Origin of the sequence: Sporosarcina sp. ZBG7A, from assembly GCF_000813425.1 — a bacterium.
Taxonomy (GTDB): domain Bacteria; phylum Bacillota; class Bacilli; order Bacillales_A; family Planococcaceae; genus Sporosarcina.
The window spans coordinates 17,709-41,849 of the sequence record NZ_JWIB01000043.1; the positions used below are offsets into that span (position 1 = coordinate 17,709).

Below are 24,141 nucleotides of genomic sequence, written 5' to 3' on the forward strand. Positions count from 1 at the left end.
TTTGCGTAAGTGGCAAACAACGAATCGTTTTTTAGGTTAACCGTCTTTTTATCCAATTACTCGATCATACACAGGTAAAAGTTGTTCAAACGTTTCTTCTGCGTACGATAAAAATTCTTGTTCAGTCATCGCAACCGCTTGTTTACGGTCAAGATGACGCCCGACAAGGAACTCGGCTTTCTTCACATCGTGTAGACGCTCAAGTAGTTCTACTACTGGCTCTTTACCGGATTCTTGAATCAATTGCGCTCCTGGCTTCATGTGATCTCCAGAGACGACATAATCCTTAGGGAGTGATGTCAAAATAGACAAATCGTTCTGAAGACGTTCAGAAATTCCTTTTTTATCGGGATTTTCGTAAATTATCGCAAGTACGATGAATAAATGTGAGCCCCAAAGACCAATCTGAAAGTGAGGAAGCGCTTTATATCCTCTTTTCGCAGGAGCAAACGCAACCCAGCTGTCTGATGGTGGATTTACTGTGCGTCTTGCATGCCTTGCTACGTGGGGATAGAACTCACCTTTACCATGAGCGGACAACAAAGGTGTGAATAGATCTCCTAATTTATTGAATTTAGGCTGGATTCGTTCTTGAAGTGCTATCATGCGTTCATCCAATCCTTCTACTTCGAAAACAGAAAAATCATTTTCCGTCCAAAATGTTTTTGTCAATTTTGTGACCCCTCTCTTTTTTCTACGTTTATAGGGAAGTACTTTGGGGAATAATTGAAGGCAAGAGGACAAACATCCAGCTGTCCAACCGATTCCCGCATATCTTATGGTAACAGGAAATTGCACATACTTTCAAAAAAGGGGTGTTTTCGATGAAACAAGTCGTCCATGTTATTCGTAAAGCCGATGTTGAAAAAGAATTTCTTAAAGTATTGAACCTAGAGTTGGACTATGAGTTAGCGACTCTTCATGATGCGCTAAATGAAGAGGACTTCAAGCAAATTGCAAAAAGCAAAAAGAGGTTGACTGAAATTCATACTGAATTGGAGAAGTTGAATGGTTTTTAATGTAATGACTATCTGTGACTGTTAAGAAAGGCTATTGGACATTGTTCTCTTCAGGGAGATCCATGCACAGGAGCCTTTTTTGTTTTGGCTCCGTATAGCTATGCTATACTTGGTGGAGAAGAACTGGAGGGGTTTGAGATGAACTGGGGAGCCATGGACCGTTACGCGAAATCATTGATTAAAGAAGCTGGTCATCATATAAAGCGTTCATTTTTCACGGAAATTGAAATTAGCTCGAAGTCATCAGCGAACGATCTAGTTACGAATATCGACCGTGAGATTGAACAATTTTTCATTACTAGGATCCGTCGTGATTTCCCTGATCATCGAATTATGGGGGAAGAAGGATTCGGGGATGATATCCAGTCATTGGATGGTGTCATTTGGTTTTTAGACCCGATTGATGGGACGATGAATTTTGTCCATCAAAAACGAAATTTCGCCATTTCTTTAGGCATTTATATAGATGGTATAGGAATGCTTGGCTATGTTTACGATGTCACGGCAGATGATTTGTATTCTGCTATGAAGGACGAAGGGGCTTTCCTTAATGATATTCGGTTACCGCAATTGACGGATACGACCATAGAAGAAGCAATTATTGGCGTGAATGCAAGTTGGATTGCCCCGAATCGATATGTCGATAATGAGCCAATGATTGAACTTGTCAAAACTTGTAGAGGGACACGCTCATATGGATCTGCAGCTCTTGAATTGACACATGTGGCTACTGGTAGGGTTGATGTGTACATGTCAATGAGACTGTCACCGTGGGATGTAGCCGGTGGGATGATCATTGCGAGAGAAGTTGGTGCAATATCCTCTACGTTGCAAGGGGAGCAATCAGGATTGCTTGAGCAAGAGACATTCATCGTTTCAAATGCGAGTATCCACTCACAACTACTAAAGGATTTCATCATATTAAAAAAGTGAAGAATCATTAGGTCACCTAACGATTCTTCACTCATCTATTAAAGAAGTCCTTGTTCACGAAACTTCTTTTTTGTTTTAAATCCATTTCCCATGATCAAAACGAGAGAAATGATGGCAGCTATTGCTAACAAATAACTTTTTACGCCAACCGCAATCCCTATCATAAACATGGATAGAATGGCTCCTAGAGCGTATAAAACGAACACCCATTTGACATTTTTCAAAAAAATGCGCCTCCTGATAAAGTAAACCTTTTTTTCTAGAAGTATCTTGTGCTATAATAACACAGTTAATCAACTGAATAAAGACAGATGGAGTGAAATAATGACAAACACACGAAATGATCTTAGAAATATAGCTATTATCGCCCACGTTGACCATGGTAAAACAACACTAGTCGACCAGTTATTGAAGCAATCCGGTATTTTCCGTTCAAATGAGCAAGTTGAAGAACGCGCAATGGACTCAAACGAAATTGAGCGCGAGCGTGGAATTACAATTCTTGCGAAGAACACTGCGATCGAATATAAAGACACGAAAATCAATATCTTGGACACACCAGGACACGCTGACTTCGGTGGAGAAGTTGAACGTATTCTTAAAATGGTTGACGGCGTAGTTCTAGTTGTTGATGCATTTGAAGGATGTATGCCACAAACACGTTTCGTATTGAAAAAAGCTCTTGAAATCAACTTGAAGCCAATTGTTGTCGTAAATAAAATTGACCGCGATTTTGCTCGTCCTGAAGAAGTGGTTGATGAAGTACTTGAACTCTTCATCGAATTAGATGCAAATGATGAACAGCTTGAATTCCCTGTAGTATTTGCTTCAGGATTTAATGGTACTGCAAGCCTTTCACCAGATCCTGCTGACCAAGAAGAGACACTTGAAGTACTTTATGATGCAATTTTGGATAAAATCCCTGCACCAATCGACAATCGTGAAGAGCCGCTTCAATTCCAGGTATCTCTTTTAGATTACAGTGACTATGTAGGCCGTATTGGTATCGGACGCGTATTCCGCGGTACGATGAAAGTTGGACAACAAGTTAGTGTTATGAAACGTGACGGGGCTGTTAAAAACTTCCGCGTTACAAAAATGTATGGTTTCTTAGGTTTGAAACGTATTGAAATTGAAGAGGCATATGCTGGTGACTTGATCGCGATTTCTGGTATGGATGACATTGACGTAGGTGAAACAGTTTGCCCTACTGACCATCAAGAAGCGCTGCCATTGTTGCACGTAGATGAGCCTACATTGCAAATGAAGTTCCTCGTGAACAACAGTCCATTCGCTGGTCGTGAGGGTAAATGGGTTACTTCAAGAAAAATCGAAGAGCGTCTAGAGCAACAATTGCAAACAGACGTATCGTTACGTGTAGACCCTACGGAAACTCCTGATGCATGGATGGTTTCTGGCCGTGGTGAACTTCACTTGTCAATTTTGATTGAAAACATGAGACGTGAAGGATTTGAACTTCAAGTTTCAAAACCTGAAGTTATTGTTAAAACAATTGATGGTAAACGTTGTGAGCCAGTTGAAAATGTTCAAATTGACGTTCCTGAAGAATATACAGGCGCAGTAATCGAATCCATGGGTGAACGTAAAGGCGAAATGCTTGATATGGTCAACAATGGAAACGGACAAGTTCGTATGACGTTCTTAGTACCTGCCCGTGGATTGATTGGATATTCTACAGACTTCTTAACGTTGACTCGTGGATATGGAATCATCAACCACTCGTTCGATTCTTATAAGCCAATGACATCTGAAAAAGTCGGCGGACGTCGCAATGGTGTTCTAGTTTCAATGGAGAATGGTAAAGTAACTGCTTATAGTGTTATGCAACTTGAAGACCGCGGTATTATGTTTGTTGAAGCAGGTACGGATATCTATGCAGGTATGGTTGTTGGGGAGAACACGCGTGAAAGTGATATCACAATTAACTTAACACGTATTAAACACGCAACCAACGTACGTTCTGCTACAAAAGATCAGACAGTTTCAACTAAGAAGCCTAAGATTATGACTCTTGAAGAAGCTCTTCAATATGCGAGTGAAGATGAGTACTGTGAAGTAACACCAGTGTCGATTCGTATTCGCAAAAAGATTCTTGATAAAAACGAACGTGAAAAATCACAGAAAAAGAGCAAATAAGCAGTTATGAAAGGAATGTGTTGAATGAAGGTAGAGGATTCAGAGCTCGTAGCCACTAAGATGTCCGGTATCGCGAAGTTGATTTACGAAATGATGCCGAATTTCGATGCCGCGGGTTACGTACTGTTCGCCCTCGTGTTTTTACTGGCAGCCTTAGTGTATAAACTAGGGTTTGCTAGAAAAATCAAGCCATTGCAAAATCTTGTCATTTATACATTTTTGTTTATCGGCTGCCTCGTGCTGACGTTCTTAGCATTTTTCCTTCCGATTGTGGAAGGGCTAATTGTAGCCGCGCTGATTCTGATTATTTATAGAGTCCGCAGATTAAATGAACATCAAAAAGATCCAGTCGCATAATGCGGCTGGATCTTTTTTTAAAATTCATTTTCAGCTGGATGGGAACTTCGGCGGAAAGTGAATTTCCCTGTTGCTATCCGCAATTTCGTCAACTCACCAATACGATCTCTGCAAGGTTCACACATATACGTATGAATGGGTCGATTGCGTAATTTCTTTGCGAGTGGATCTTCGTCGCTTAGTTTACCGATTTCATCACACATTACACATTTAACACGCATCGTTGCACCCCTCTTTAGCTAATGCGAATTGCCGTAACATTACGGATTGGATTCTTTCGAGTTGAGCCATCTTTTAGCAAGACATGAATCGGACCATCTTCTTTCAGCGGTTTACCTTCCAGACTGAACTGGAATAGCAGGTTCGCCGCATCTTCGATGGGGAAACTATGCTCTCCATCAGCTGTTTCAAAAGTGATCGTTGTTGCATCTTCTGCTGGAATTGCATTTTTCAAGAATGGCTCAAAAATGATTCCGAACGTACCTGTTAACATTTTTTGTTTCTCATATTTCTTTTCGGATTTTAATGTTGGAGGATAGGTAGCACCTTCCATGATTTCACGGGACCAATGCTTCCCCATTCTTTCTTTATAGTCTTCCATTTCATCGAACTCTTCAACCTCAGTAGTGAAGTAAGTTTCTAAATCGAGTCTTCTGTCATCGAAAATCCAGACAGTTGGATCTAGCGTAATCGTATGCTGCACATTCCCTTTAATCGGTACAATTGTTTCCACAATAAATCCTCCCAGCTCATTCGTTTCTGTATTACAGTATACCGCTATTTGTTCTCAATCGGAAGTTATCTGGCTAAAAGTAGTTAGAACACTACGGGAAATACTTGCAATTTCAGCTTTCTACAGCTACAATTTACTCTATAGCAGCTTGCTGAAATAAGAGTAATGGGGGCGTCCTCATGGATATAGAAGTACAGGAAACCTATCAGGAAAAAGCCATAATGCAGCTGCAGGCGGATGCAGACAAAATCGCTCAGCTCATTAAAGTGCAGATGGATCATTTGACGATGCCGCAATGTCCTTTATATGAGGAAGTATTGGATACACAAATGTATGGGCTGTCCCGTGAAATTGACTTTGCTGTAAAGCTTGGTCTTATTGAGCGAGAGCGTGGAAAGAACATACTTTCTGTTTTAGAGAAGGAAATGAACATCTTACATGAACTTAGCATAAAAAAATAAACAAAAGACTCAAACTAACCTAAAGTTTGAGTTTTTTATTTACAGATACGAGGGGTTTTCTTGAAAAAATATGCAAAGCGGCTATTTCGCCATTTTGATTTTCCATTATTTTTTACATACTTAGTACTTTGTCTTTTTGGACTTGTCATGATTTACAGTTCCAGTATGGTATGGGCTGTGAATCGATATGGCTGGGAGCCTGATAAGTTTTTTAACCAGCAGCTTATTAGTGTGATTATCGCAATTCTGGCATTTTTCTTTACGGCTTTTCTACCATACAAACTATACCGTAAAAAGTATTTTATGGTAGTGACTGTTGCTGTCATGCTAGTGTTGCTGTTTCTCGTTCATTTCATAGGATTTGGTGGAGAAGTAGGATCTCAAAGTTGGATTAATCTACCGATAGGGAGTTTGCAGCCTTCTGAACTTGCAAAGATTGTGATGATCATATATTTTGCGGGTGTGTTTGCAAACAAGTACGAGGCTGGAACAATCAACAGTATTAATACAGCAATAGTACCACCGGTCATTATATTAGGCTTCGCTGTTGCGTCCGTTATGATGGAAACTGATATCGGGGCAACCTTTATCATTATTGCAACTTCCATATGCGTGATGGCGACAAGTGGTATCAACGTCAAGACATTTTGGAAGTTGAGTTTGTTTGTTGCTGGAATCCTGGTACTTGTAGGAATCATTTTATTTTTCTCTTGGGATTCTGTCATGACAGGAAGTCGTATGGGCCGTTTTACAGCCTATCGCGATCCATTCCAATATATCCAAGGTTCTGGACTCCAAATTGTAAATGGTTATATTGCCATCGGTGCAGGAGGTCTATTTGGACTTGGACTAGGAAACTCAGTTCAAAAAATGGGTTATTTGCCAGAACCGCATACTGATTTCATCATGGCGATTATCGCTGAAGAACTCGGTATCTTCGGAACGATCCTTGTAATCGGAGGATTAGGATTTTTAGTAGTGCGTGCTTTTTGGATTGCGTTAGCTACTAAAGATCCCCATGCTAGAATGCTTGCTTCAGGTGTTGGTGCCCTCATTGGTATTCAAACGTTCATCAATCTCGGTGGGGTGACAGGGCTCATTCCATTGACGGGTGTCACGCTTCCCTTTATTAGTTATGGCGGAACTTCGATTATTCTGTTATCTTTAGCTTTAGGAATATTGATGAATGTTTCAATGTTCACTAGATATGAGAAAAATAAATAGAAAAGGGCGTGCCTAGCTTGGAAATGAAATCCATTAAAAAGATTCTGGTTGCAAACCGTGGGGAAATTGCAATTCGTATTTTCAGAGCGTGTACTGAACTTCAAATTCCAACAGTAGGGATTTATTCGGCAGAAGACCGAGGATCGTTTCATCGTTATAAAGCAGATGAATCCTATCTGATTGGTGAAGGAAAGAAACCAATCGATGCGTATCTTGACATCGAGGGGATTATTGAAATCGCTAAACGTTCGGGTGCTAATGCCGTGCATCCAGGTTACGGTTTTTTAGCAGAAAACGAAGAGTTTGCTGCACGTCTTGAAAAAGAAGGAATCATTTTTATTGGACCAACCTCTCGTCATCTTGAGATGTTTGGCGATAAAGTGAAAGCGCGTTCACAAGCAATACAAGCAGGGATCCCTGTCATTCCAGGTACAGATGGACCCGTCCACTCCATTGAAGAAGTGGAGGCGTTTGGGACTTCTCATGGTTATCCGATTATCATCAAAGCCTCACTTGGCGGTGGCGGACGTGGGATGCGTATTGTGGAGCATGCCGATGAAGTTCAAGAATCTTATAATCGTGCGAAATCTGAAGCGAAGTCAGCATTCGGATCCGACGAAGTATACGTTGAAAAATTGATTAGAGAACCAAAACATATTGAAGTGCAGATCTTAGGTGACACTCACGGCAATATCGTGCATCTGTATGAACGGGATTGTTCAGTACAGCGTCGCCACCAAAAGTTGGTGGAAATTGCACCTTCGATTTCATTGTCTGATGATTTAAGACAAGCTATTTGTGATTCAGCAGTTAAACTCATGACAAATGTAAACTACATAAATGCGGGGACAGTTGAATTTTTAGTCGCAAATGATGAGTTTTACTTTATTGAAGTCAATCCGCGTATTCAAGTTGAACATACGATTTCGGAAATGGTAACTGGTATTGATATCGTCCATACACAAATCTTTATTGCAGACGGAGAGAATCTCCATACTGGACAATCAGCTGTTCCGGCACAAGAGGATATTCCTTTGTTTGGATATGCAATACAAGCACGAGTAACAACTGAAGATCCGTTGAACGATTTCATGCCCGATACAGGGAAATTATCAGTTTACCGATCAGGCGGTGGGTTTGGTGTCCGTCTCGATGCAGGTAATGGGTTCCAAGGGGCCGTTATTACGCCGTATTATGATTCGTTACTTGTAAAGGTTTCAACATGGGGAATGACGTTCCGAGAAGCTGCCTCCAAAATGGACCGCAACATGCAGGAATTCCGAATCCGTGGGATAAAAACAAATATCCCATTCCTAGCCAATGTTGTCCGTCATGAAAGCTTTTTAACAGGCGATTATACGACGAGTTTCATAGACGCAACTCCTGAATTATTTGAATTCCCAGTCAGAAAAGACAGGGGAACGAAGGTGTTGAATTATTTAGGGACCATTACTGTTAATGGATTCCCAGGAATCGGGCGGCAATCAAAACCTGTATTTGCGGTACCGCGCAAACCTGAAGTTGATTTTACTATTCCACCCAAGCAAGGAACTAAACAAATTCTGGATGAAAGAGGACCAGAAGGGTTAGCTAAGTGGGTCAAAGAACAGGAAGATGTGTTGCTGACAGACACCACATTCCGTGATGCGCACCAGTCATTACTTGCTACACGTGTCCGGACGGCGGATATGACGAATATAGCTGCAGAATCTGCTCGTCTGATGCCCGACCTATTCTCATTTGAAATGTGGGGCGGTGCGACATTTGACGTTTCATACCGTTTCTTAAAAGAGGATCCGTGGGAGCGTCTAGCAGTGCTACGCAAACAAATCCCGAACGTATTGTTCCAAATGCTATTTAGAGGGGCAAATGCAGTTGGCTACAAAAACTATCCGGATAATGTGATCCGGGAATTTGTTAAAGAGTCGGCAGCTGCCGGCATTGACGTATTCCGTATTTTCGATAGTTTGAACTGGATCAAGGGGATGGAAGTAGCGATCGATGCAGTACGTCAAGAATGTAAAGTAGCAGAAGCCGCTCTTTGTTACACAGGAGATGTATTAGATCCGATGAGGACTAAATATACGATTGCGTACTATAAAGAAATGGCGAAAGAGCTTGAAAATGCAGGAGCCCATATTTTGTCCTTGAAAGATATGGCAGGTTTGTTAAAGCCTGAAGCGGCATATCAACTTATTTCTGAATTGAAAGCAACCGTCGATATCCCGATTCACTTACATTCTCATGATACGAGTGGTAATGGAATCGCCATGTATACACGAGCTATTGAAGCAGGTGTCGATATTGTCGATACTGCACTTGGAGCGATGTCTGGACTCACATCCCAACCTTCAGCTAACTCACTTTACTATGCGTTGCAGTATGGTGGCCGTGGAGTCCGTACAGATGTTAAAGCACTTGAAGAGTTATCCTTCTACTGGGAGGACGTGCGTGAGTATTATGCCCACTTTGAAAGCGGTATGATCAGCCCTCATTCAGAAGTGTACGTCCATGAAATGCCGGGTGGCCAATATTCCAATTTACAGCAACAAGCGAAGGGTGTCGGACTCGGTAATCGTTGGAAAGAAGTTAAAGAAATGTTCTCCCGCGTCAATATGCTGTTCGGGGATATTGTAAAAGTGACACCATCGTCCAAAGTTGTTGGAGATATGGCACTGTTCATGGTTCAAAATGATTTGGATGAAGATGCGGTACTTGCTAGAGGAAACTCGATTGACTTCCCAGAGTCTGTTATTGAGTTTTTTGAAGGTTACATCGGTCAGCCTTACGGTGGATTCCCAGAGGAATTGCAAAAAGTCGTGTTAAAAGGTCGTAAACCGTTAACTGTGCGTCCAGGGGAATTATTAGAGCCGGTTAATTTTGAACAAGTCATTGAAAAACTCGATGGGGAACTAGAGAAACCAGCAACCATTCATGACGCATTAGCGTATTCGTTGTATCCAAAAGTATTTGAAGAATATTTGGCGATGTATAAAGACTTTGGTAATCTATCTGTTATTCAGACTCCTGAATTCCTCTATGGTATGAGATTAGGTGAGGAGATAGAGGTCGAGATTGAAGTAGGGAAGACGCTTATAGTTAAGCTCGTTTCCATCGGTGAACCTCAAGCGGACGGAACCCGTGTCGTTTACTTTGAGATGAACGGACAGCCACGTGAAGTGGTCATTCAAGATGTTAGTGTTGAAACGGATTCTGTGAAGAAGCAAAAAGCGGATCCTGGAAATGACGCCCATATCGCTGCGACGATGCCTGGTACGGTTCTGCAACTTGCGGTTGAGAAAGGGGACCGTGTCCGCCGAGGTCAACATTTGTTGATCACTGAAGCGATGAAGATGGAGACAACGATTCAAACGCCATATGACGGTATCGTAAAAGAAATTCATGTAACCCCAGGTGAAGCGATTTCAACTGGAGATTTGCTAATTGAACTCGAGCATTGATTGGGGAAGCGTTTGTTTTGTGAGTGCTAATTGAATGCTGAGAATGAGCACGTGAAGTGATTGGTGTGCTCATAAACCATGGAAAGTGCTCATAAAAGCTGGGAAGTGCTCATAAACCGTGGAAAGTGATCATAAAACCTGAGAAGTACTCATAAACCGTGGAAAGTGATCATAAAAGCTGGAAAGTGCTCATAAACCACGGAAAGTGCTCATAAAAGCTAGAAAGTGCTCATAAACCATGAAGAGTTATCATAACCCATCATAAAAAGTGCAACTCATACGCGTTCAATCATTCGCCCTTAATCAAATAGAAACCACAAAAAAACAGCCGCTCGCGAAACCCGAGTGGCTGTTTTTTCATTATTTTTGAATTCGTACTCTGGATAGTAACAAAATCATGTAAGTAAGCAATCCGAATAATAATGTCACGAATAAGGAATGGAGCAATGCGATTGTAAGGTTCAACCGGGTGAAGATGGACAGCATACCAGTCGTTGCTTGCGCAAGAACAAGTATCAATGCAATTGACCAGCCCCATACCAATACTTTTTGATCACGATAGTTACGCCAAACAAGGATTGCAATATACACAAGCCAGATGACAATTAGTGCAGCTGCAGTTCGATGTCCCATTTGTACCCATTCATTTAGATTGGAAGGAAGCTGGAACTGATCATTTCTACAAAGTGGCCAATCTGCACAGGCGAGACTGGATTCTGTATGTCGAACAAGAGCCCCTGTATAAATGACGATGTACGAGTAGACGGTAACCCCGATTGTATGGAATTTTAATTTGGATCCAACTTGAATCTTGTCGGCATCGAACTTTTTATCTACTTCAAATATGAGGAGTGTCAAAAGTAAAACGGCCGCAAAAGAAATCAATGATATCCCGAAATGTAGAGCGAGGATAAAATCCCCTTGTCCCCATTTAACCTGGGCTGCTCCAATGAGTGCTTGTAAAATGAGGAAAAATAAGGCCATAACCGAAAGAAATTTAGTTTCGCGAACATGTCCAATTGCTTTCCATGACCATACAGATAAAATCACTATTAAAATTCCGACAGCACCTGTAACGAGGCGATGAGAAAACTCAATCAGTACTTCTGCGGTAATCTCGTCCGGAATGAGTTGTCCATTACAGCCTGGCCAATGTCTTCCGCAGCCCATACCGCTGTCTGTTTTCGTAACGAGTGCACCGCCGAGCAGGATGAGTAGCATCCCGATAGTCGCAGCTACCGCAAACCATTTTAAGTAGTTGTATCGTTTCAAACAAAGACACCTTCTTTTATAAAATGTCGACCGTTGAAAAGGTCTCTAGTTTTTAATGATAGAGAATCGGACCATAAAACACAATGCCGGAAACAAAGAACACGCAATTAGGTTCCTTTTTTCACAAAATGTTCATAAAAACGACCTGATAACTTCACAAATGGGCAGATGGAATGATTTACTATAGAAGGTGCACTGTATAATTCCTCGAGAGATTGTGCAATTCTATACAAATTGCGATTTTGTATAGAAATTGTGAAGGATTTTCGATATAGTTAAGTACAGCGGTCATTTTTAATGGGCTTTGAAAGGGGGAGTAACATGTCAAATAGTCGTACGACTGCTGCAGAGAGGGTTCCGGAAACTGTAATTGCACCAACATTCATGAAGGACTTTTTAGCACTTATTAAAATTGGAATTGTAAATTCTAACCTGATTACTGCATTTACAGGTCTCTTCTTGGCGTTCCAGTTTGCGAACATCAGCTTTGTACATAGACTGGATCTTATGATTGCTACGCTATTCGGAACTGCCCTGATCATAGCCGGTTCAGCAGCGCTTAATAATTTGATTGATCGTGATATCGATCCGATTATGACGCGGACAAGAACTAGACCCACAGTAACTGGGCGATTTAAGGCCCCGGCAGTGCTCGCTATGGCGTTGGGCTTTATAGCTATAGGAGAAGTATTGCTGTTTTCTGCAAATGCTACTACAGGGCTACTGGGACTCGCTGGAGTATTGAGTTACGTCGTTCTCTATTCTATGTGGTCAAAACGCCGTCACGTATCCAATACGATTGTCGGAAGTTTGTCTGGTGCTATTCCGCCACTAATTGGTTGGGCAGCAGTGGAACCGTCACTTGGACTTGGAGCTTGGGCACTGTTTCTAATTATGTTTGTCTGGCAACCACCTCATTTTTACGCGCTTGCTATGAAGAAAACAGATGAATACGGTGCAGCAGGAATTCCGATGTTACCTGTCGTAAAAGGGTTTGCCCGTACAAAAAAATCAATGCTTGCATGGGTTGTGCTGTTGTTTCCTTTGCCATTCATGTTAAGTGAACTAGGAACTGCATTTTTAGTTCTTGCTACATTGTTGAATGTAGGTTGGTTATTACTCGCACTAAAAGGATTCCGTGTAAAAGATGATTTAAAGTGGGCAATGTCCATGTTCATCTACTCACTGAATTATATGACAATACTTTTTGTCTCGATGATTATCTTTTCGATTTTCATCTAAATGTATGGAATTCTTTCTTTGACAGGAATTCATTATAGAGAGGTCTTCACTCCTCGATGGAAGAAAACACTATTAGAAAGAGAGGGATTATGAAGCGATGATGAAAGGACTCAAAAAATGGCGTCTCTTTTCCTTGTTAGCGGTTCTGACTGTATTTTTAGCAGGATGTGGCCAAGAGGAATTATCCACGCTTCTACCAGCTGGTCAGGTAGGTAAAGATCAGTTTAAACTACTGATGCTTTCTTCAGGGATCATGCTGTTCGTCATTCTTGTTGTAGTCGCAATTTATGTAGTAGCACTGATTCGTTTTAGACGTTCGAAACTAGGTGAGGATTTCATACCTGAACAAGTCGAAGGTAGTCATAAATTGGAGCTAGTTTGGACAATCATTCCAATTATCCTCATTATCATTCTTGCAGTTCCTACTGTGTATTACACTTACAAACTTGGGGACGTAAAGGCAATGGAAGAAGTTAACGATGATGGGAAAGCGAAACACCTTGTAGTAGACGTAACCGCTAAGCTTTACTGGTGGGAATTCGAATACCCTGAACTTGGTATTGTGACAGCTCAAGAGCTCGTGGTACCAACAAAGGAAAAAATCTACTTTAACTTAAAAGCGGCAGACGTGAAGCACTCCTTCTGGATTCCTGCAATTGGTGGGAAGATGGATACGAACGTAGAAAACTTGAACAAATTCTATCTGACATTTGACAAAGAGTCAGAAGGTCTTAAAGATGGAGTATTCTATGGTAAATGTGCTGAGCTATGCGGACCGTCTCACTCACTGATGGATTTCAAAGTGAAAACTTTACCACGTGATGAGTTCAACGCATGGGCGAAAAATATGAAAGCAACTGAAGACGCTAAGTCAGTCGCAAACGCGAATGCAGATGGCGAAAAAGTATTCCAGGCTAGCTGTGCTACTTGTCACGCTGTTTCTGGTGCTGGCCAAGGTGGAGCACCTGGTCCGAACCTAGCGTCTTTCGGTGACCGTAACCGCGTAGCTGGTTTCTTAGAACATAATGAAAAAGACTTGAAAGAATGGATTAAAAATCCACAAAAAGTTAAACCGGGCAACACAATGCCTTCTTTTGAAAATCAGCTTTCTGACCAAGAGTTAGATGACTTAGCTGAGTACTTGCTCGGCTTGTCTGTTGAGCAGTAATACGTAACACGATATTGAAGAGGAGGTAAAATAACGTGAGTTCTGTTGCTCAAAAAAGAGGATTCGGCGCAGCCCTTTGGGATTGGATGACAACTGTCGACCATAAGAAGATCGGAATTCTTTACCTCATTGGCGGCGGTTTCTTCTTCGTCGTTGGTGGAATTGAAGCGATGATTATTCGTCTCCAGCTGTTAAAGCCGAACAATGACCTTGTAAGTGCAGGTCTTTTTAATGATTTAATCACAATGCATGGTACAACGATGATTTTCCTAGCCGCCATGCCGATACTATTTGGATTTATGAACTATATAATGCCACTTCAAATTGGAGCGCGTGACGTTGCGTTCCCGTTCATTAACTCACTTGGATTCTGGATGTTCTTCTTGGGAGGAGTATTCTTAAACGTTTCTTGGTTTTTTGGACAGGTTCCAGATGCTGGATGGACTTCATATGCATCACTTTCACTTGCATCTCCAGGACATGGCATTGACTTTTATGCGATAGGTCTTCAAATCGCTGGTGGAGGTACGCTGATGGGCGGGATTAACTTCCTTGTTACTATCATTAATATGCGTGCACCGGGTATGACGTATATGAGGATGCCATTGTTCACTTGGACGACGTTTGTCGCTTCAGCAATGATCCTATTCGCATTCCCACCACTTACTGTCGGATTGTTCTTCTTGACATTCGATCGAATGTTCGATGCGAACTTCTTTGATCATCAGATGGGTGGAAACACAATTATCTGGGAGCATATTTTCTGGATTTTCGGTCACCCTGAAGTATATATCCTGATCTTGCCGGCATTCGGTATTTTCTCTGAAATCTTTTCGATTTTCTCTCGTAAGCGCCTCTTCGGCTATCCGGCGATGGTATTTGCGACAGTATTGATTGGTTTCTTAGGATTCATGGTTTGGGCCCACCATATGTTTACAGTAGGTCTTGGGCCAACTGCAAACGCAATCTTCGCAGTTGCGACGATGGCGATTGCTGTACCAACTGGTGTTAAAATCTTTAACTGGTTGCTTACAATTTGGGGCGGAAGCATTGTCATGACAACTCCAATGTTGTATGCACTTGGATTCATCCCATCGTTCGTAATGGGTGGGGTTACAGGGGTTATGCAAGGTGCTGCACCTCTTGACTATCAGTTACACGATAGTTACTTCATTGTTGCTCACTTCCACTATGTAATTGTCGGTGGAGTTGTACTTGCGATCTTAGCTGGAGTACACCTTTACTGGCCTAAGATGTTTGGAACAATGCTCAGTGAAACACTTGGTAAAATCACATTTGTATTCTTCTTTGTCGGGTTCCACTGTACATTCCTAATCCAGCACTGGCTTGGATTCTGGGGAATGCCACGTCGTGTTTGGACATATATGGACGGACAAGGCTGGAATACAGCGAACTTAATCAGTTCGATTGGTGCGCTTCTTATGGCAATCGGTGTAATTGTAATGGTGATCAATATCATCATGACAACTGTTAAAAACGTGCGTGTTGGAAATGATCCATGGGGCGATGGACGTACGCTTGAATGGGCAATTCCGTCACCACCACCGTTCTACAACTTTACTCAAACTCCACTCGTACGTGGACTTGATACTGTTTGGATTGAAAAGCAGGAAGGGAACGCAACTGGACTAACATTTGCTGAACCAATAACTGATATCCACATGCCGCATGGTTCAATCATTCCATTCTTCATGACAGTCGGTTTGTTCATCGCTGGATTTGGTGCTATGTATCACCAAGAAACTTCTTGGGGACTTCCATTGCTCATCTTCGGTCTTGCTTGGACGTTCGTGTCAATGGCAATGCGTTCATTGAAAGATGATCTAGGCTACCATGTAACGAAGGAAGAAATTCAGGCTGATATTAACAACGCTAGCAAAGGGGGTCAAAACTGATGGATTTGAATAAAAAATTCACTCCGGAAACTTGGCCGGAACACCCTGAGCGTGCAACGCTTGAAGGAAAAAATAAGTTTGTTGGATTCTGGCTTTTCCTTGGTGGAGAAACAATTCTATTCGCTACTTTGTTTGCTACCTATATGGCGTTAAAAAACAAGGGACCAAGCGGTTTCGGGTTTTCAACACAAGAGCTGTACCAGCTTCCATTAGTGTTTGTCATGACCTTGTTGCTTCTAACTTCTTCACTTACAAGTGTGTATGCTATGCACCATATGAAGAACTACAACTTCAAGAAAATGCAGCTTTGGTTAGCTATTACTGCGCTCCTAGGACTTTGTTTCCTTGGACTAGAAGTATATGAGTTCACTCACTACGTACATGAAGGATTTACGTTTGGAAACAGTGCATTCAGTTCATCGTTCTTTACACTTGTAGGAACACACGGTTTCCACGTTGCTGTCGGACTTGTATGGATAACACTTTTGCTCTTCCGAAATGCAAAGCGTGGATTGAACCTGTATAATGCATCTAAGTACTACACATTCTCACTTTACTGGCACTTCATTGACGTCGTATGGGTATTCATCTTTACGGTAGTTTACTTGATGGGAGTGATCGGATAACATGGCAGAAGTAGAAATGTACAAGAGAACCCCTATTGAACAGGATCTATTTGTCCGTCGTTCAAAGGAAACTATGCGTGGTCAAGTTATGATGTTCTCACTCATGATCTTCATGACACTTGTCTCGTTTACATTCGTCGTGGCTTATCAGCAAGGAGTAGAAGGATTTACGAAGTATTTAGTGATTCCAGTGCTTTTCCTCTTTGCTGCGGTTCAAGTTGGACTACAGCTTTACTATTTCATGCACATGAAAGACAAAGGACACGGAATTCCTCAAATGTTCATGTTCACTGGAGTAGTGTTTGCTTTCCTAATTCCACTTACTTTCGTTACGATTGTTTGGTGGTAATCTTCATAAAACCTCTGTCTTTGGCCAATTGCCAAGGCCAGAGGTTTTCTTGTTTTTATGGATGTCAAAGAACGTTCATTGTTTTACATAAAAGAACAGCCTATAATGAGAACAGAACTTATAAAAGGAGCTGGGACACTTGTCGTTAAGTATTTTTGGCTTCCGCGCTTTATGGAGTCCGTATTTTTTCTTATTTCTCGTCCTTGTGACGGTCTTGTACTTTTTGCTGACAAAAAAGTGGAGATCTCGATTCGAGCGAAATGAGTCTGTCACGAAAAGGCAGATTACAATTTTCTTATCTGCGATTGTACTGTTGTATATTGTAAAAGGTTCACCAATGGATTTAATGGGACATATATTGTTTTCTGTCCATATGGCACAAATGGCATTGTTACTCCTGGTCATTGCACCGTTATTTATCATCGGGATTCCGAACTTCCTATGGAAAAAAGTTTTTAGTTACCCGATAATTGCGGCCGTAATCCGCTTCTTCACAAAGCCAGTTATTAGCTTGATTGCCTTTACGATTATGTTTTCTTTGAATCATTACCCATTAGTTTTAGATACAATAAAACTTAGCTTACCCTTGCATACTGCATTTACATTGACACTTTTCTTATCTGCTTTGTTCTTGTGGTGGCCGATATTCAATACTTTACCGGGCGAGCCTCAATTACATGGTTTGAAAAAGATAGGTTATGTCATATTGAGTGCGATTCTGTTAACACCGGCCTGTTCTTTGATTATCTTTGCGGATGTTCCCGTGTACGAGACGTATAGTAGTGGAGAAGCGTGGCTAAAAGCGATGGCTTTATGTGTACCTGCTGGGACGCTATCTGGTTTGACGATCTCAGGTCCCGAGTTATTTACGAGTATGCCTACGCTTTATGATCAGCAACTTGGCGGCATAATTATGAAGGTTATTCAAGAATTATTGTATGTGTTCATCATAGGAAAGATCTTTATTACATGGTATCGTGATGAACAAGAGAATGCTGATGAAATTACACGGCAAGATTTGATCAACCGAAAGAAATTATCGGTTCATGGCTGATTGTTAGATCTGAATAGAAATGGAGAAACCTTATGAACTTGCCTTTTCTACCGACATTGAGCACGTTGCTCATTATAATTTCTGGTGTTTTAGTGGTGATCGGATGGATGCTGATCCGCAAGAAGCGGAAGCAAGCACACAAAAATGTGATGATTGCAGCATCTATTTCAGCACTTCTGTTTTTAGTGATTTACTTATCCCGTACAATTATCATTGGGAACACGTCTTTTGGTGGCCCAGATAACATTAAAATCTATTACACCGTGTTTTTAATATTCCATATTTGTTTGGCTACGACTGGAGCTGTTCTAGGCGTCCTGTCGCTCATCTCAGGATTTAAGAACAACTTACCAAAGCATCGTCGTCTTGGCCCTGTAACAAGCACTGTGTGGGTTTTTGCAGCCCTTACAGGTGTAGCTGTCTATCTGCTCCTCTATGTGTTTTACAAAGGTGGAGAAACGACTTCAATGATTAAAGCCATTCTTGGATTTTAACGTAAAACACGCATGCCCCTTTAATTGGGACATGCGTGTTTTTGTGTGGTTTTGCATTTCAGCTATATTCTAAAATTCAGCTTAATAATTCCTGCTTCGATTGCAGTAGTAAAAAGAATTACGACCATCGGGCCGATAAAGAATCCGAGTACCCCAAACAATTTCAAGCCGATGAACATCCCGATCAACGTAGGAAGGGGGGATAAACCGATTTGAGAACCCATCACTTTTGGTTCCACAGTTCTGCGTATGATTAGTAGTACTGCAGCTAATATTGCGAGTTTTGTTCCCATCGCAACGTCTCCACTTACAAATTCATAAAGCGACCAGGGCGCAAGAATGATAATGGAACCTAAAATAGGGATGACGTCGATAATCCAGATGATGATCGCCATGACGACTGCATATTTCGGAACGATCAACAACAATCCGACGAATGCAACAGCTAAAATAATGAAACTGACGAGCAATTGTGCTTTCATAAATCCAATGACTGTTGCATTTAGTTTAGTAGTCATATACCGTACTTTTTCTGCCGTACGATCCGTTAGTAGGTTAAACGCGCTTTGTTTTAGTTGAGGTAGTTCTAGCATAAATAAGAACAAGGCAATCAAGAAGACGATGAAACTCACGAGGAAATTTGGGATTTCAGAAGCGAGTGCAATGATCTTTTCATAGCTCAACAGTTCAAGAAGGGAATCTTTGAAGGAAGTGAGCGCAGCTGTCAATTGTTCTTGTGTGGCTTTGACGATGTCTGAGGGCATTCCTGAAGTATATCTAAATACTTTCTCCTGCATATCAATCCAGACTCCGGATAGCGAGTTTAAATAATCCGGTGCATCTTTTGTGAATTGAATAATTCTACCGATTAACGATGTTACGGAATAATAGATCCCTACCGCAACAAGCAAAACGACAAAGATAAATACGGAAATAACCGATAACTTTCGTTTCCATTTGAATTTACGCTCTACTAACTTGACAAGCGGATCTATCATCAGCGCTGTCAGTAGGGCTAATATTAGTGGTATGGAAACCGGGAGTATAAAGAAAAGAGCAGCAGCTGCAACAATTGCAGTTACTATAATAAGCAAAGTTCGTTTTGTTAACCGTTTCGACACCCGGCATTCCTCCAAATCGTGTATTATTTCTATTATAGCCAAAAAAAATGAAAATGGATATGAAAAACCGGAGAACAAATTATTCTCCGGTGGATAATCATTTTTTTAAGTTAAATGCTTGCAAATCTTTAACCATGCCTGCCAATGTTTTTTTGCAATCATTTACAACGAATGATGGATAGAACTCGTCATCTCCGTATTCAACGCCATGTGGATAATAGTGTTTACCGAGTTGAGGAGTGATGAATTCAATAACCGCCTCATTCTTGCCAACGTCACCATTCGGAGTGAGTCCATAGACACGTAAATAATATACTCCTTCGCTCACTGTATACTTTTTGTCGAATGTGACACGTTCGTAGTCCCATTGTCCAGCGAGAACTAGGTCATATCTTTTAGCAATTTCTTCAAGATCGATTAGGCTAACAGCCAGCTCTTCAATACCTGTGTTTACAAAATCCATTGATTAGCTTCCTCCTTATGCAACAGTCAATCGATTGCTATTCGTCTATAATCATAGAACAAAAGGAAGTTGGTTGCAATGGCAACATTGTGTCTTGAAGCGTATTTTAGGAGACAGGTGAGAAATGGATGACTTATTCATCTAATGTTGATTACAATAAGGTAGTGAGTTATGTGTGTGGTAGCTGTAAGAAGGGGTGGGGAATTGAAACGATTATGGAAAGTGCTTGTGTTATTCCTGATTGCACTTCTGGTATTTTACTTTTGGGATGATGGAATTAGGGAGAATGAGCCATTGGAGTCACCTGTTCAGCCTGGAACTGCTATTAGCGGCGAGAGCTCTTTCGAACAGCAAGGCGATAGTAATGCAAAACGACCCGAAAAAGGAATTTCGACAGTGGTCGGGCAATCTTCAGAAGAATTGACGAAACTGTTTGGAGAACCAGATCGAAAGGATCTTTCTGTTTTTGGATTTGAATGGTGGATTTATAATGCAAATCCAATGATTATGGCAGGAGTCGCAGACGGTAAAGTGAATCAGATATATAGTGCAGATCGAGAAGCAGATGTCTATCCTTATGTAAATGGACAAAATAGTCAAGATATCTATCGAAGCACAATTATTGAGTCAGAACTGGAAGTGGTGGTTGGGGACAATCAGTACACATTTGTGCTAAATGGGGATGACATTAAAAACAAAATGCTCATTCAATCAGAAGGTCTTTTCACTCAACTATATATAGATGAAACAGGGGAAGAGCTGGAAGGTGTACGGTTCATTGACCCGATGACTCTTGTCATGCAGCAACCTTATGATCTTTTCTATAAAGGGGAGCTCATGGAAGTGAAGAAGCCTTCGTCTGAAGATCAGATGGCTGTAGATAGGGCTCTTGAACGTCAAATTCTCGATATCACTAACATTTATCGGGAGAATCATGGTGTCGACAAATTGAAGCGTGACTACCAACTTCAACTGGTTGCGCGCGAACATAGTAAAGAAATGGCATTACAAAATTATTTTTCCCAAGATTCACCGACATCGGGTACACTTGCCAATCGGCTGAAACTTGCTGAGATAGACGTTAAAAAAGCAGGAGAAAATATTGCGTTAAATTATACGGATGCAATTGAAGCGGTTCATGGTTGGTTGAATTCTCCTGCCCACCAAGAAGTCTTGTTGGATAAAAACTTTACACATATTGGTACTGGAGTGTATGGAAATTATTATACGCAAAATTTAATACAAGAAGTTGAAAAACCAACTAAAGAATAGGGTTTTTAAGATGAGTGGGGAACTATCCAAGTACCCTCTTCAGCCACAGCGATTCCTCTTACGCAGAGAGGGATTGCTGTTTTTTTTGCATGAAGTGCTGCTCGTTTTTGAATAATCGGTCTCGCGCAGTCTAATAGGGGAAGGAATTCATCGATTGTCAGCGAATCGAATTTTTTAGCATCTGGATAGATATGAGGGTCTGCCGACATGACACCTGGGACATCCTTGAAAAACTCGACATGGCTGGCATCCAGACTGCTACCAAGAGCAATTGCAGTCAAATCACTGCCTCCTCGACCTAATGTCATATAATCTCCAGCTGCATTCATCCCTTGAAATCCAGGGATGATTAAACAATTATGATCCTGAAAGGTTTGTTCGATATAGCTTGTCTCGATTGTCTCGATTGTTGCGTTACCAAAGGAGCCAATGGTTCTTATGCCTGAGTTCACACTGTGCATAATCCTGTTAGGAGTACCTGCTTCCTCTAATTCTGCGCTTAAGACAGCAGATGCTAGCAGCTCCCCGCACGCTGCAGCTAGGTCCCATGGAGCTGTAGAGGACTTTAAGGACGGTGTAATGCTCAGGAGCCTGTCTGTTGAATACGGGCTTTCTTGTCGCCCAATCGCAGACACGACAACGATGACCTTGTCATTTAAATTTAGACCTTCCTGTATTCGATCAATACATAAACGGCGCATAGCACGATCTTTCATCGCTGCGCCACCAAACTTTTGGATGATCATCTCTTCTCCCAACTTTCTTCGTGACATTTACCCGAAACATTTCATACTCTGTGGTAGGTTCACTCTTACTATATTCCCTGAGAGTAAAAACGTTCGGGAAGGAGAAGCTGATTTGCATCTGATCGAATTATTAAAAGATTGGCCGTGTACGATCCGTGGGAACTGGAGGGACGTCACAATTGAGTCAGTTACAGAGCATCCGAAACGTATTAAGAAGAATTGTTTGTTCGTCGCTAGAAAAGGAGCTAAACATGATGGCATTGAGTCGATTGAAGAAGCACTTGAGAAAGGAGTCGCAGCGATTGTCATCGACCGGTCGGTATTGGAAAGTAAGTTTTCCGAATGGAATCAGCGAGGCGTAGCCGTTGTGACAGTACCAGACTGTAAGCAATTCCTATCTTATAGTAGTGCACAATTGTCTGGAGTTCCTGCAGATGATTTGACGATAATTGCAGTCACAGGTACAAATGGAAAAACTACTGTGACCCATTTCATCGGCCAGTTGCTCGCACAATTTGGTATTAAGACGGCTGTACTTGGAACAACTGGTTGTTATATAGATGGGGAAAAGATGGATGAAGAGATCCCCCCTCTTACAACGCCTACTGCAGAATACTTACATCCATTGTTAAGGAAATGCAGAGATCGAGGTGTTACTCATGTTGCACTAGAAGCTTCTTCCCTCGGATTAGAAAAGGAAAGGCTCGCTCATTGTCGAGTATCCATAGGTGTCTTTTTGAATATCGGAACAGATCATTTTGATGAGCATGGGGGACGTGGGAATTATATCGCGGCGAAAAAAAAGCTGTGTTCGTTGTCTGAACAACTCGTCGTAAATTGTGAAGACAGTGAGTGTATGGAAATTGTTAGAGATGTCGAGTTACCAACACACTTGTTTGGAAGAAATGTCGCAGGGGGGTATATGCCCTCAGAAGAGTTAATCGGATCGTTGCCCCCGGGAGAGCATAATCGGTTAAATGCGATGGCAGCAGCATCTGTTGTGAAGTTATTAGGGTTTCCAGAGAGGGAGATTTTTTCATCTTTTCGTCTCTTAAAATTACCTGAAGGTCGTATGCAACTTGTGGAGCATGAAGGGAGGCGGGTGTTCATCGATTATGCACATACCCCGGATGCGCTATCTGCTGCCTTGCAAGCAGTAGCAAGTTTGGAACCAAAAAAACTCATTTGTGTATTCGGTTGTGGGGGAGACCGAGACAAAGAGAAGAGACCTATCATGGGTAAAATCGCTGAAAATTGTTGTGACACCATAGTACTCACATCTGATAATCCTCGTAGTGAGCATCCATTGGAGATTGTGCAAAATATTTTAGCAGGAACAGAAAATCCTTCAGCAATCCAAGTGGTAATGGATAGAAAACGTGCAATTCACCAAGCAATCGCTGCAAGTGAGCCAAATGATATTGTGCTTATTGCTGGAAAAGGTCATGAAACTTCGCAATACATTGCTGGTAAGGAAATTATGATGTCTGATTTCGCAGAAGCGATGACAGCCCTTCATCAGTTGGAAACACTTCAGGAATGAACAAGTGATGCGTTTGCTCCCTCTATTTGGTATAATGGGGAGGAATGGAGGGAATTCACTTATGATGATGACCGACGAATGGCTTGCCATCATCGAACAGACAGACGAATTGGCCGAGATGATTTTGACATCCGACGTACTTTTCGAATACCGCGTCGCTCATCAAGCGGTTTACAGTGATCCGGATTTAGTCAAGCAAATCCGTGATTTTTCTGAGATGAAAGACCGTTATGAAGAGGTGCAGCGCTTCGGAAGATACCATCCGGATTATAATAGAGTTATGAAATCGATACGACTCGATAAACGAGCATTAGATATGAATGAAAAAGTTGCAGCTTTGCGACTTGCGGAGAATGACGTCCAATATATGTTGGATGAAATTAGTGCAGCCATTGCACATTCTGTATCAGAATCCGTAAAATTGCCAAGTGACAATACGTTTGTAACCGAATCATCATGCGGAGGCAGTTGTGGTACCGGTGGAGGTTGCTCGTGCTCTGCTTAAGGATAGAACAGTAAAAAGCGGATGG

Annotated in this window: 25 protein-coding genes; 17 read left to right on the plus strand and 8 right to left on the minus strand. The window is 41.6% G+C overall.

Annotation, left to right across the window (positions count from 1 at the left end; genetic code table 11):
* Positions 1-48 precede the first annotated feature (48 nt).
* The gene (locus RL70_RS14400) at positions 49-672 is read right to left on the minus strand and encodes a YktB family protein (protein WP_039044100.1); all 624 of its coding nucleotides are present in this window, start codon (positions 670-672) and stop codon (positions 49-51) included.
* 152 nt (positions 673-824) lie between these two features.
* Between RL70_RS14400 and RL70_RS14405 the strand changes: the two genes are divergently transcribed.
* Positions 825-1,019 (plus strand): hypothetical protein, encoded by a 195-nt coding sequence (locus RL70_RS14405; protein ID WP_039044101.1) that lies wholly within the window; start codon positions 825-827, stop codon positions 1,017-1,019.
* A 138-nt stretch (positions 1,020-1,157) separates the two neighbouring features.
* Positions 1,158-1,952, plus strand: coding sequence for an inositol monophosphatase family protein (locus tag RL70_RS14410; protein WP_039044122.1), 795 nt, complete (start codon positions 1,158-1,160; stop codon positions 1,950-1,952).
* Positions 1,953-1,990: 38 nt separating this feature from the next.
* On the opposite strand, the gene RL70_RS14415 is transcribed toward RL70_RS14410, so the two are convergent.
* Complete coding sequence (locus RL70_RS14415; protein WP_039044102.1) at positions 1,991-2,176, minus strand: YlaF family protein; 186 nt, start codon at positions 2,174-2,176, stop codon at positions 1,991-1,993.
* Between the two features lie 100 nt (positions 2,177-2,276).
* On the opposite strand from RL70_RS14415, the gene typA reads away from it, so the two are divergent.
* Both typA and RL70_RS14425 read left to right on the plus strand, forming a co-directional pair.
* On the plus strand, positions 2,277-4,109 hold the full coding sequence (gene typA, locus RL70_RS14420; protein ID WP_039044103.1) for a translational GTPase TypA: 1,833 nt from the start codon (positions 2,277-2,279) through the stop codon (positions 4,107-4,109).
* Positions 4,110-4,133: 24 nt separating this feature from the next.
* Positions 4,134-4,466, plus strand: coding sequence for a YlaH-like family protein (locus tag RL70_RS14425; protein WP_231567284.1), 333 nt, complete (start codon positions 4,134-4,136; stop codon positions 4,464-4,466).
* Positions 4,467-4,483: 17 nt separating this feature from the next.
* Here the strand turns inward: RL70_RS14425 and RL70_RS14430 are convergent, their stop codons facing one another.
* Positions 4,484-4,687 (minus strand): YlaI family protein, encoded by a 204-nt coding sequence (locus RL70_RS14430; protein ID WP_039044104.1) that lies wholly within the window; start codon positions 4,685-4,687, stop codon positions 4,484-4,486.
* 14 nt (positions 4,688-4,701) lie between these two features.
* A complete protein-coding gene (locus tag RL70_RS14435; RefSeq protein WP_039044105.1) occupies positions 4,702-5,199 on the minus strand; it encodes a hypothetical protein in 498 nt (165 codons plus the stop codon).
* A 179-nt stretch (positions 5,200-5,378) separates the two neighbouring features.
* On the opposite strand from RL70_RS14435, the gene RL70_RS14440 reads away from it, so the two are divergent.
* Genes RL70_RS14440 through pyc form a run of 3 tightly spaced genes read left to right on the plus strand, consistent with a single transcriptional unit; the run spans position 5,379 to position 10,345 of the window.
* A complete protein-coding gene (locus tag RL70_RS14440) occupies positions 5,379-5,660 on the plus strand; it encodes a YlaN family protein (RefSeq protein WP_039044106.1) in 282 nt (93 codons plus the stop codon).
* Positions 5,661-5,720: 60 nt separating this feature from the next.
* The gene (locus RL70_RS14445) at positions 5,721-6,884 is read left to right on the plus strand and encodes an FtsW/RodA/SpoVE family cell cycle protein (RefSeq protein WP_039044107.1); all 1,164 of its coding nucleotides are present in this window, start codon (positions 5,721-5,723) and stop codon (positions 6,882-6,884) included.
* Positions 6,885-6,907: 23 nt separating this feature from the next.
* The gene (pyc, locus tag RL70_RS14450) at positions 6,908-10,345 is read left to right on the plus strand and encodes a pyruvate carboxylase (protein ID WP_039044124.1); all 3,438 of its coding nucleotides are present in this window, start codon (positions 6,908-6,910) and stop codon (positions 10,343-10,345) included.
* Between the two features lie 360 nt (positions 10,346-10,705).
* On the opposite strand, the gene RL70_RS14455 is transcribed toward pyc, so the two are convergent.
* Positions 10,706-11,617, minus strand: a complete 912-nt coding sequence (locus RL70_RS14455) for a heme A synthase (protein ID WP_039044108.1) — start codon at positions 11,615-11,617, stop codon at positions 10,706-10,708.
* 321 nt (positions 11,618-11,938) lie between these two features.
* Between RL70_RS14455 and cyoE the strand changes: the two genes are divergently transcribed.
* The 7 genes from cyoE to RL70_RS14490 all read left to right on the plus strand — a co-directional run bounded on the left by cyoE (position 11,939) and on the right by RL70_RS14490 (position 18,466).
* On the plus strand, positions 11,939-12,859 hold the full coding sequence (gene cyoE / locus RL70_RS14460; protein WP_039044109.1) for a heme o synthase: 921 nt from the start codon (positions 11,939-11,941) through the stop codon (positions 12,857-12,859).
* 97 nt (positions 12,860-12,956) lie between these two features.
* Positions 12,957-14,027, plus strand: coding sequence for a cytochrome c oxidase subunit II (coxB, locus tag RL70_RS14465; protein ID WP_039044110.1), 1,071 nt, complete (start codon positions 12,957-12,959; stop codon positions 14,025-14,027).
* Positions 14,028-14,062: 35 nt separating this feature from the next.
* Positions 14,063-15,943 (plus strand): cytochrome c oxidase subunit I, encoded by a 1,881-nt coding sequence (locus RL70_RS14470; RefSeq protein WP_039044111.1) that lies wholly within the window; start codon positions 14,063-14,065, stop codon positions 15,941-15,943.
* Positions 15,943-16,569 (plus strand): cytochrome c oxidase subunit 3, encoded by a 627-nt coding sequence (locus RL70_RS14475; protein ID WP_039044112.1) that lies wholly within the window; start codon positions 15,943-15,945, stop codon positions 16,567-16,569. The genes RL70_RS14470 and RL70_RS14475 overlap by 1 nt, the downstream gene beginning before the upstream one ends.
* A gap of 1 nt (position 16,570) precedes the next feature.
* Positions 16,571-16,918 (plus strand): cytochrome C oxidase subunit IV family protein, encoded by a 348-nt coding sequence (locus RL70_RS14480; protein WP_039044113.1) that lies wholly within the window; start codon positions 16,571-16,573, stop codon positions 16,916-16,918.
* A gap of 139 nt (positions 16,919-17,057) precedes the next feature.
* Entirely contained in the window at positions 17,058-17,972 is a 915-nt protein-coding gene (gene ctaG / locus RL70_RS14485) for a cytochrome c oxidase assembly factor CtaG (protein WP_039044114.1), read from the plus strand.
* A 32-nt stretch (positions 17,973-18,004) separates the two neighbouring features.
* Positions 18,005-18,466 (plus strand): DUF420 domain-containing protein, encoded by a 462-nt coding sequence (locus RL70_RS14490; protein WP_025785192.1) that lies wholly within the window; start codon positions 18,005-18,007, stop codon positions 18,464-18,466.
* 62 nt (positions 18,467-18,528) lie between these two features.
* On the opposite strand, the gene ytvI is transcribed toward RL70_RS14490, so the two are convergent.
* Together ytvI and RL70_RS14500 are read right to left on the minus strand one after the other, a co-directional pair.
* Entirely contained in the window at positions 18,529-19,587 is a 1,059-nt protein-coding gene (ytvI, locus tag RL70_RS14495; RefSeq protein ID WP_039044115.1) for a sporulation integral membrane protein YtvI, read from the minus strand.
* 97 nt (positions 19,588-19,684) lie between these two features.
* Positions 19,685-20,050 (minus strand): YugN family protein, encoded by a 366-nt coding sequence (locus tag RL70_RS14500; protein ID WP_039044116.1) that lies wholly within the window; start codon positions 20,048-20,050, stop codon positions 19,685-19,687.
* A 204-nt stretch (positions 20,051-20,254) separates the two neighbouring features.
* Between RL70_RS14500 and RL70_RS14505 the strand changes: the two genes are divergently transcribed.
* Positions 20,255-21,322, plus strand: a complete 1,068-nt coding sequence (locus tag RL70_RS14505; RefSeq protein WP_039044117.1) for a CAP-associated domain-containing protein — start codon at positions 20,255-20,257, stop codon at positions 21,320-21,322.
* Positions 21,323-21,327: 5 nt separating this feature from the next.
* Here the strand turns inward: RL70_RS14505 and RL70_RS14510 are convergent, their stop codons facing one another.
* Complete coding sequence (locus RL70_RS14510; protein WP_231567285.1) at positions 21,328-22,095, minus strand: aspartate kinase; 768 nt, start codon at positions 22,093-22,095, stop codon at positions 21,328-21,330.
* A gap of 85 nt (positions 22,096-22,180) precedes the next feature.
* Between RL70_RS14510 and RL70_RS14515 the strand changes: the two genes are divergently transcribed.
* Entirely contained in the window at positions 22,181-23,611 is a 1,431-nt protein-coding gene (locus RL70_RS14515) for a Mur ligase family protein (RefSeq protein ID WP_052245991.1), read from the plus strand.
* A gap of 61 nt (positions 23,612-23,672) precedes the next feature.
* Complete coding sequence (locus RL70_RS14520; protein ID WP_039044119.1) at positions 23,673-24,116, plus strand: YlbF family regulator; 444 nt, start codon at positions 23,673-23,675, stop codon at positions 24,114-24,116.
* Positions 24,117-24,141 lie beyond the last annotated feature (25 nt).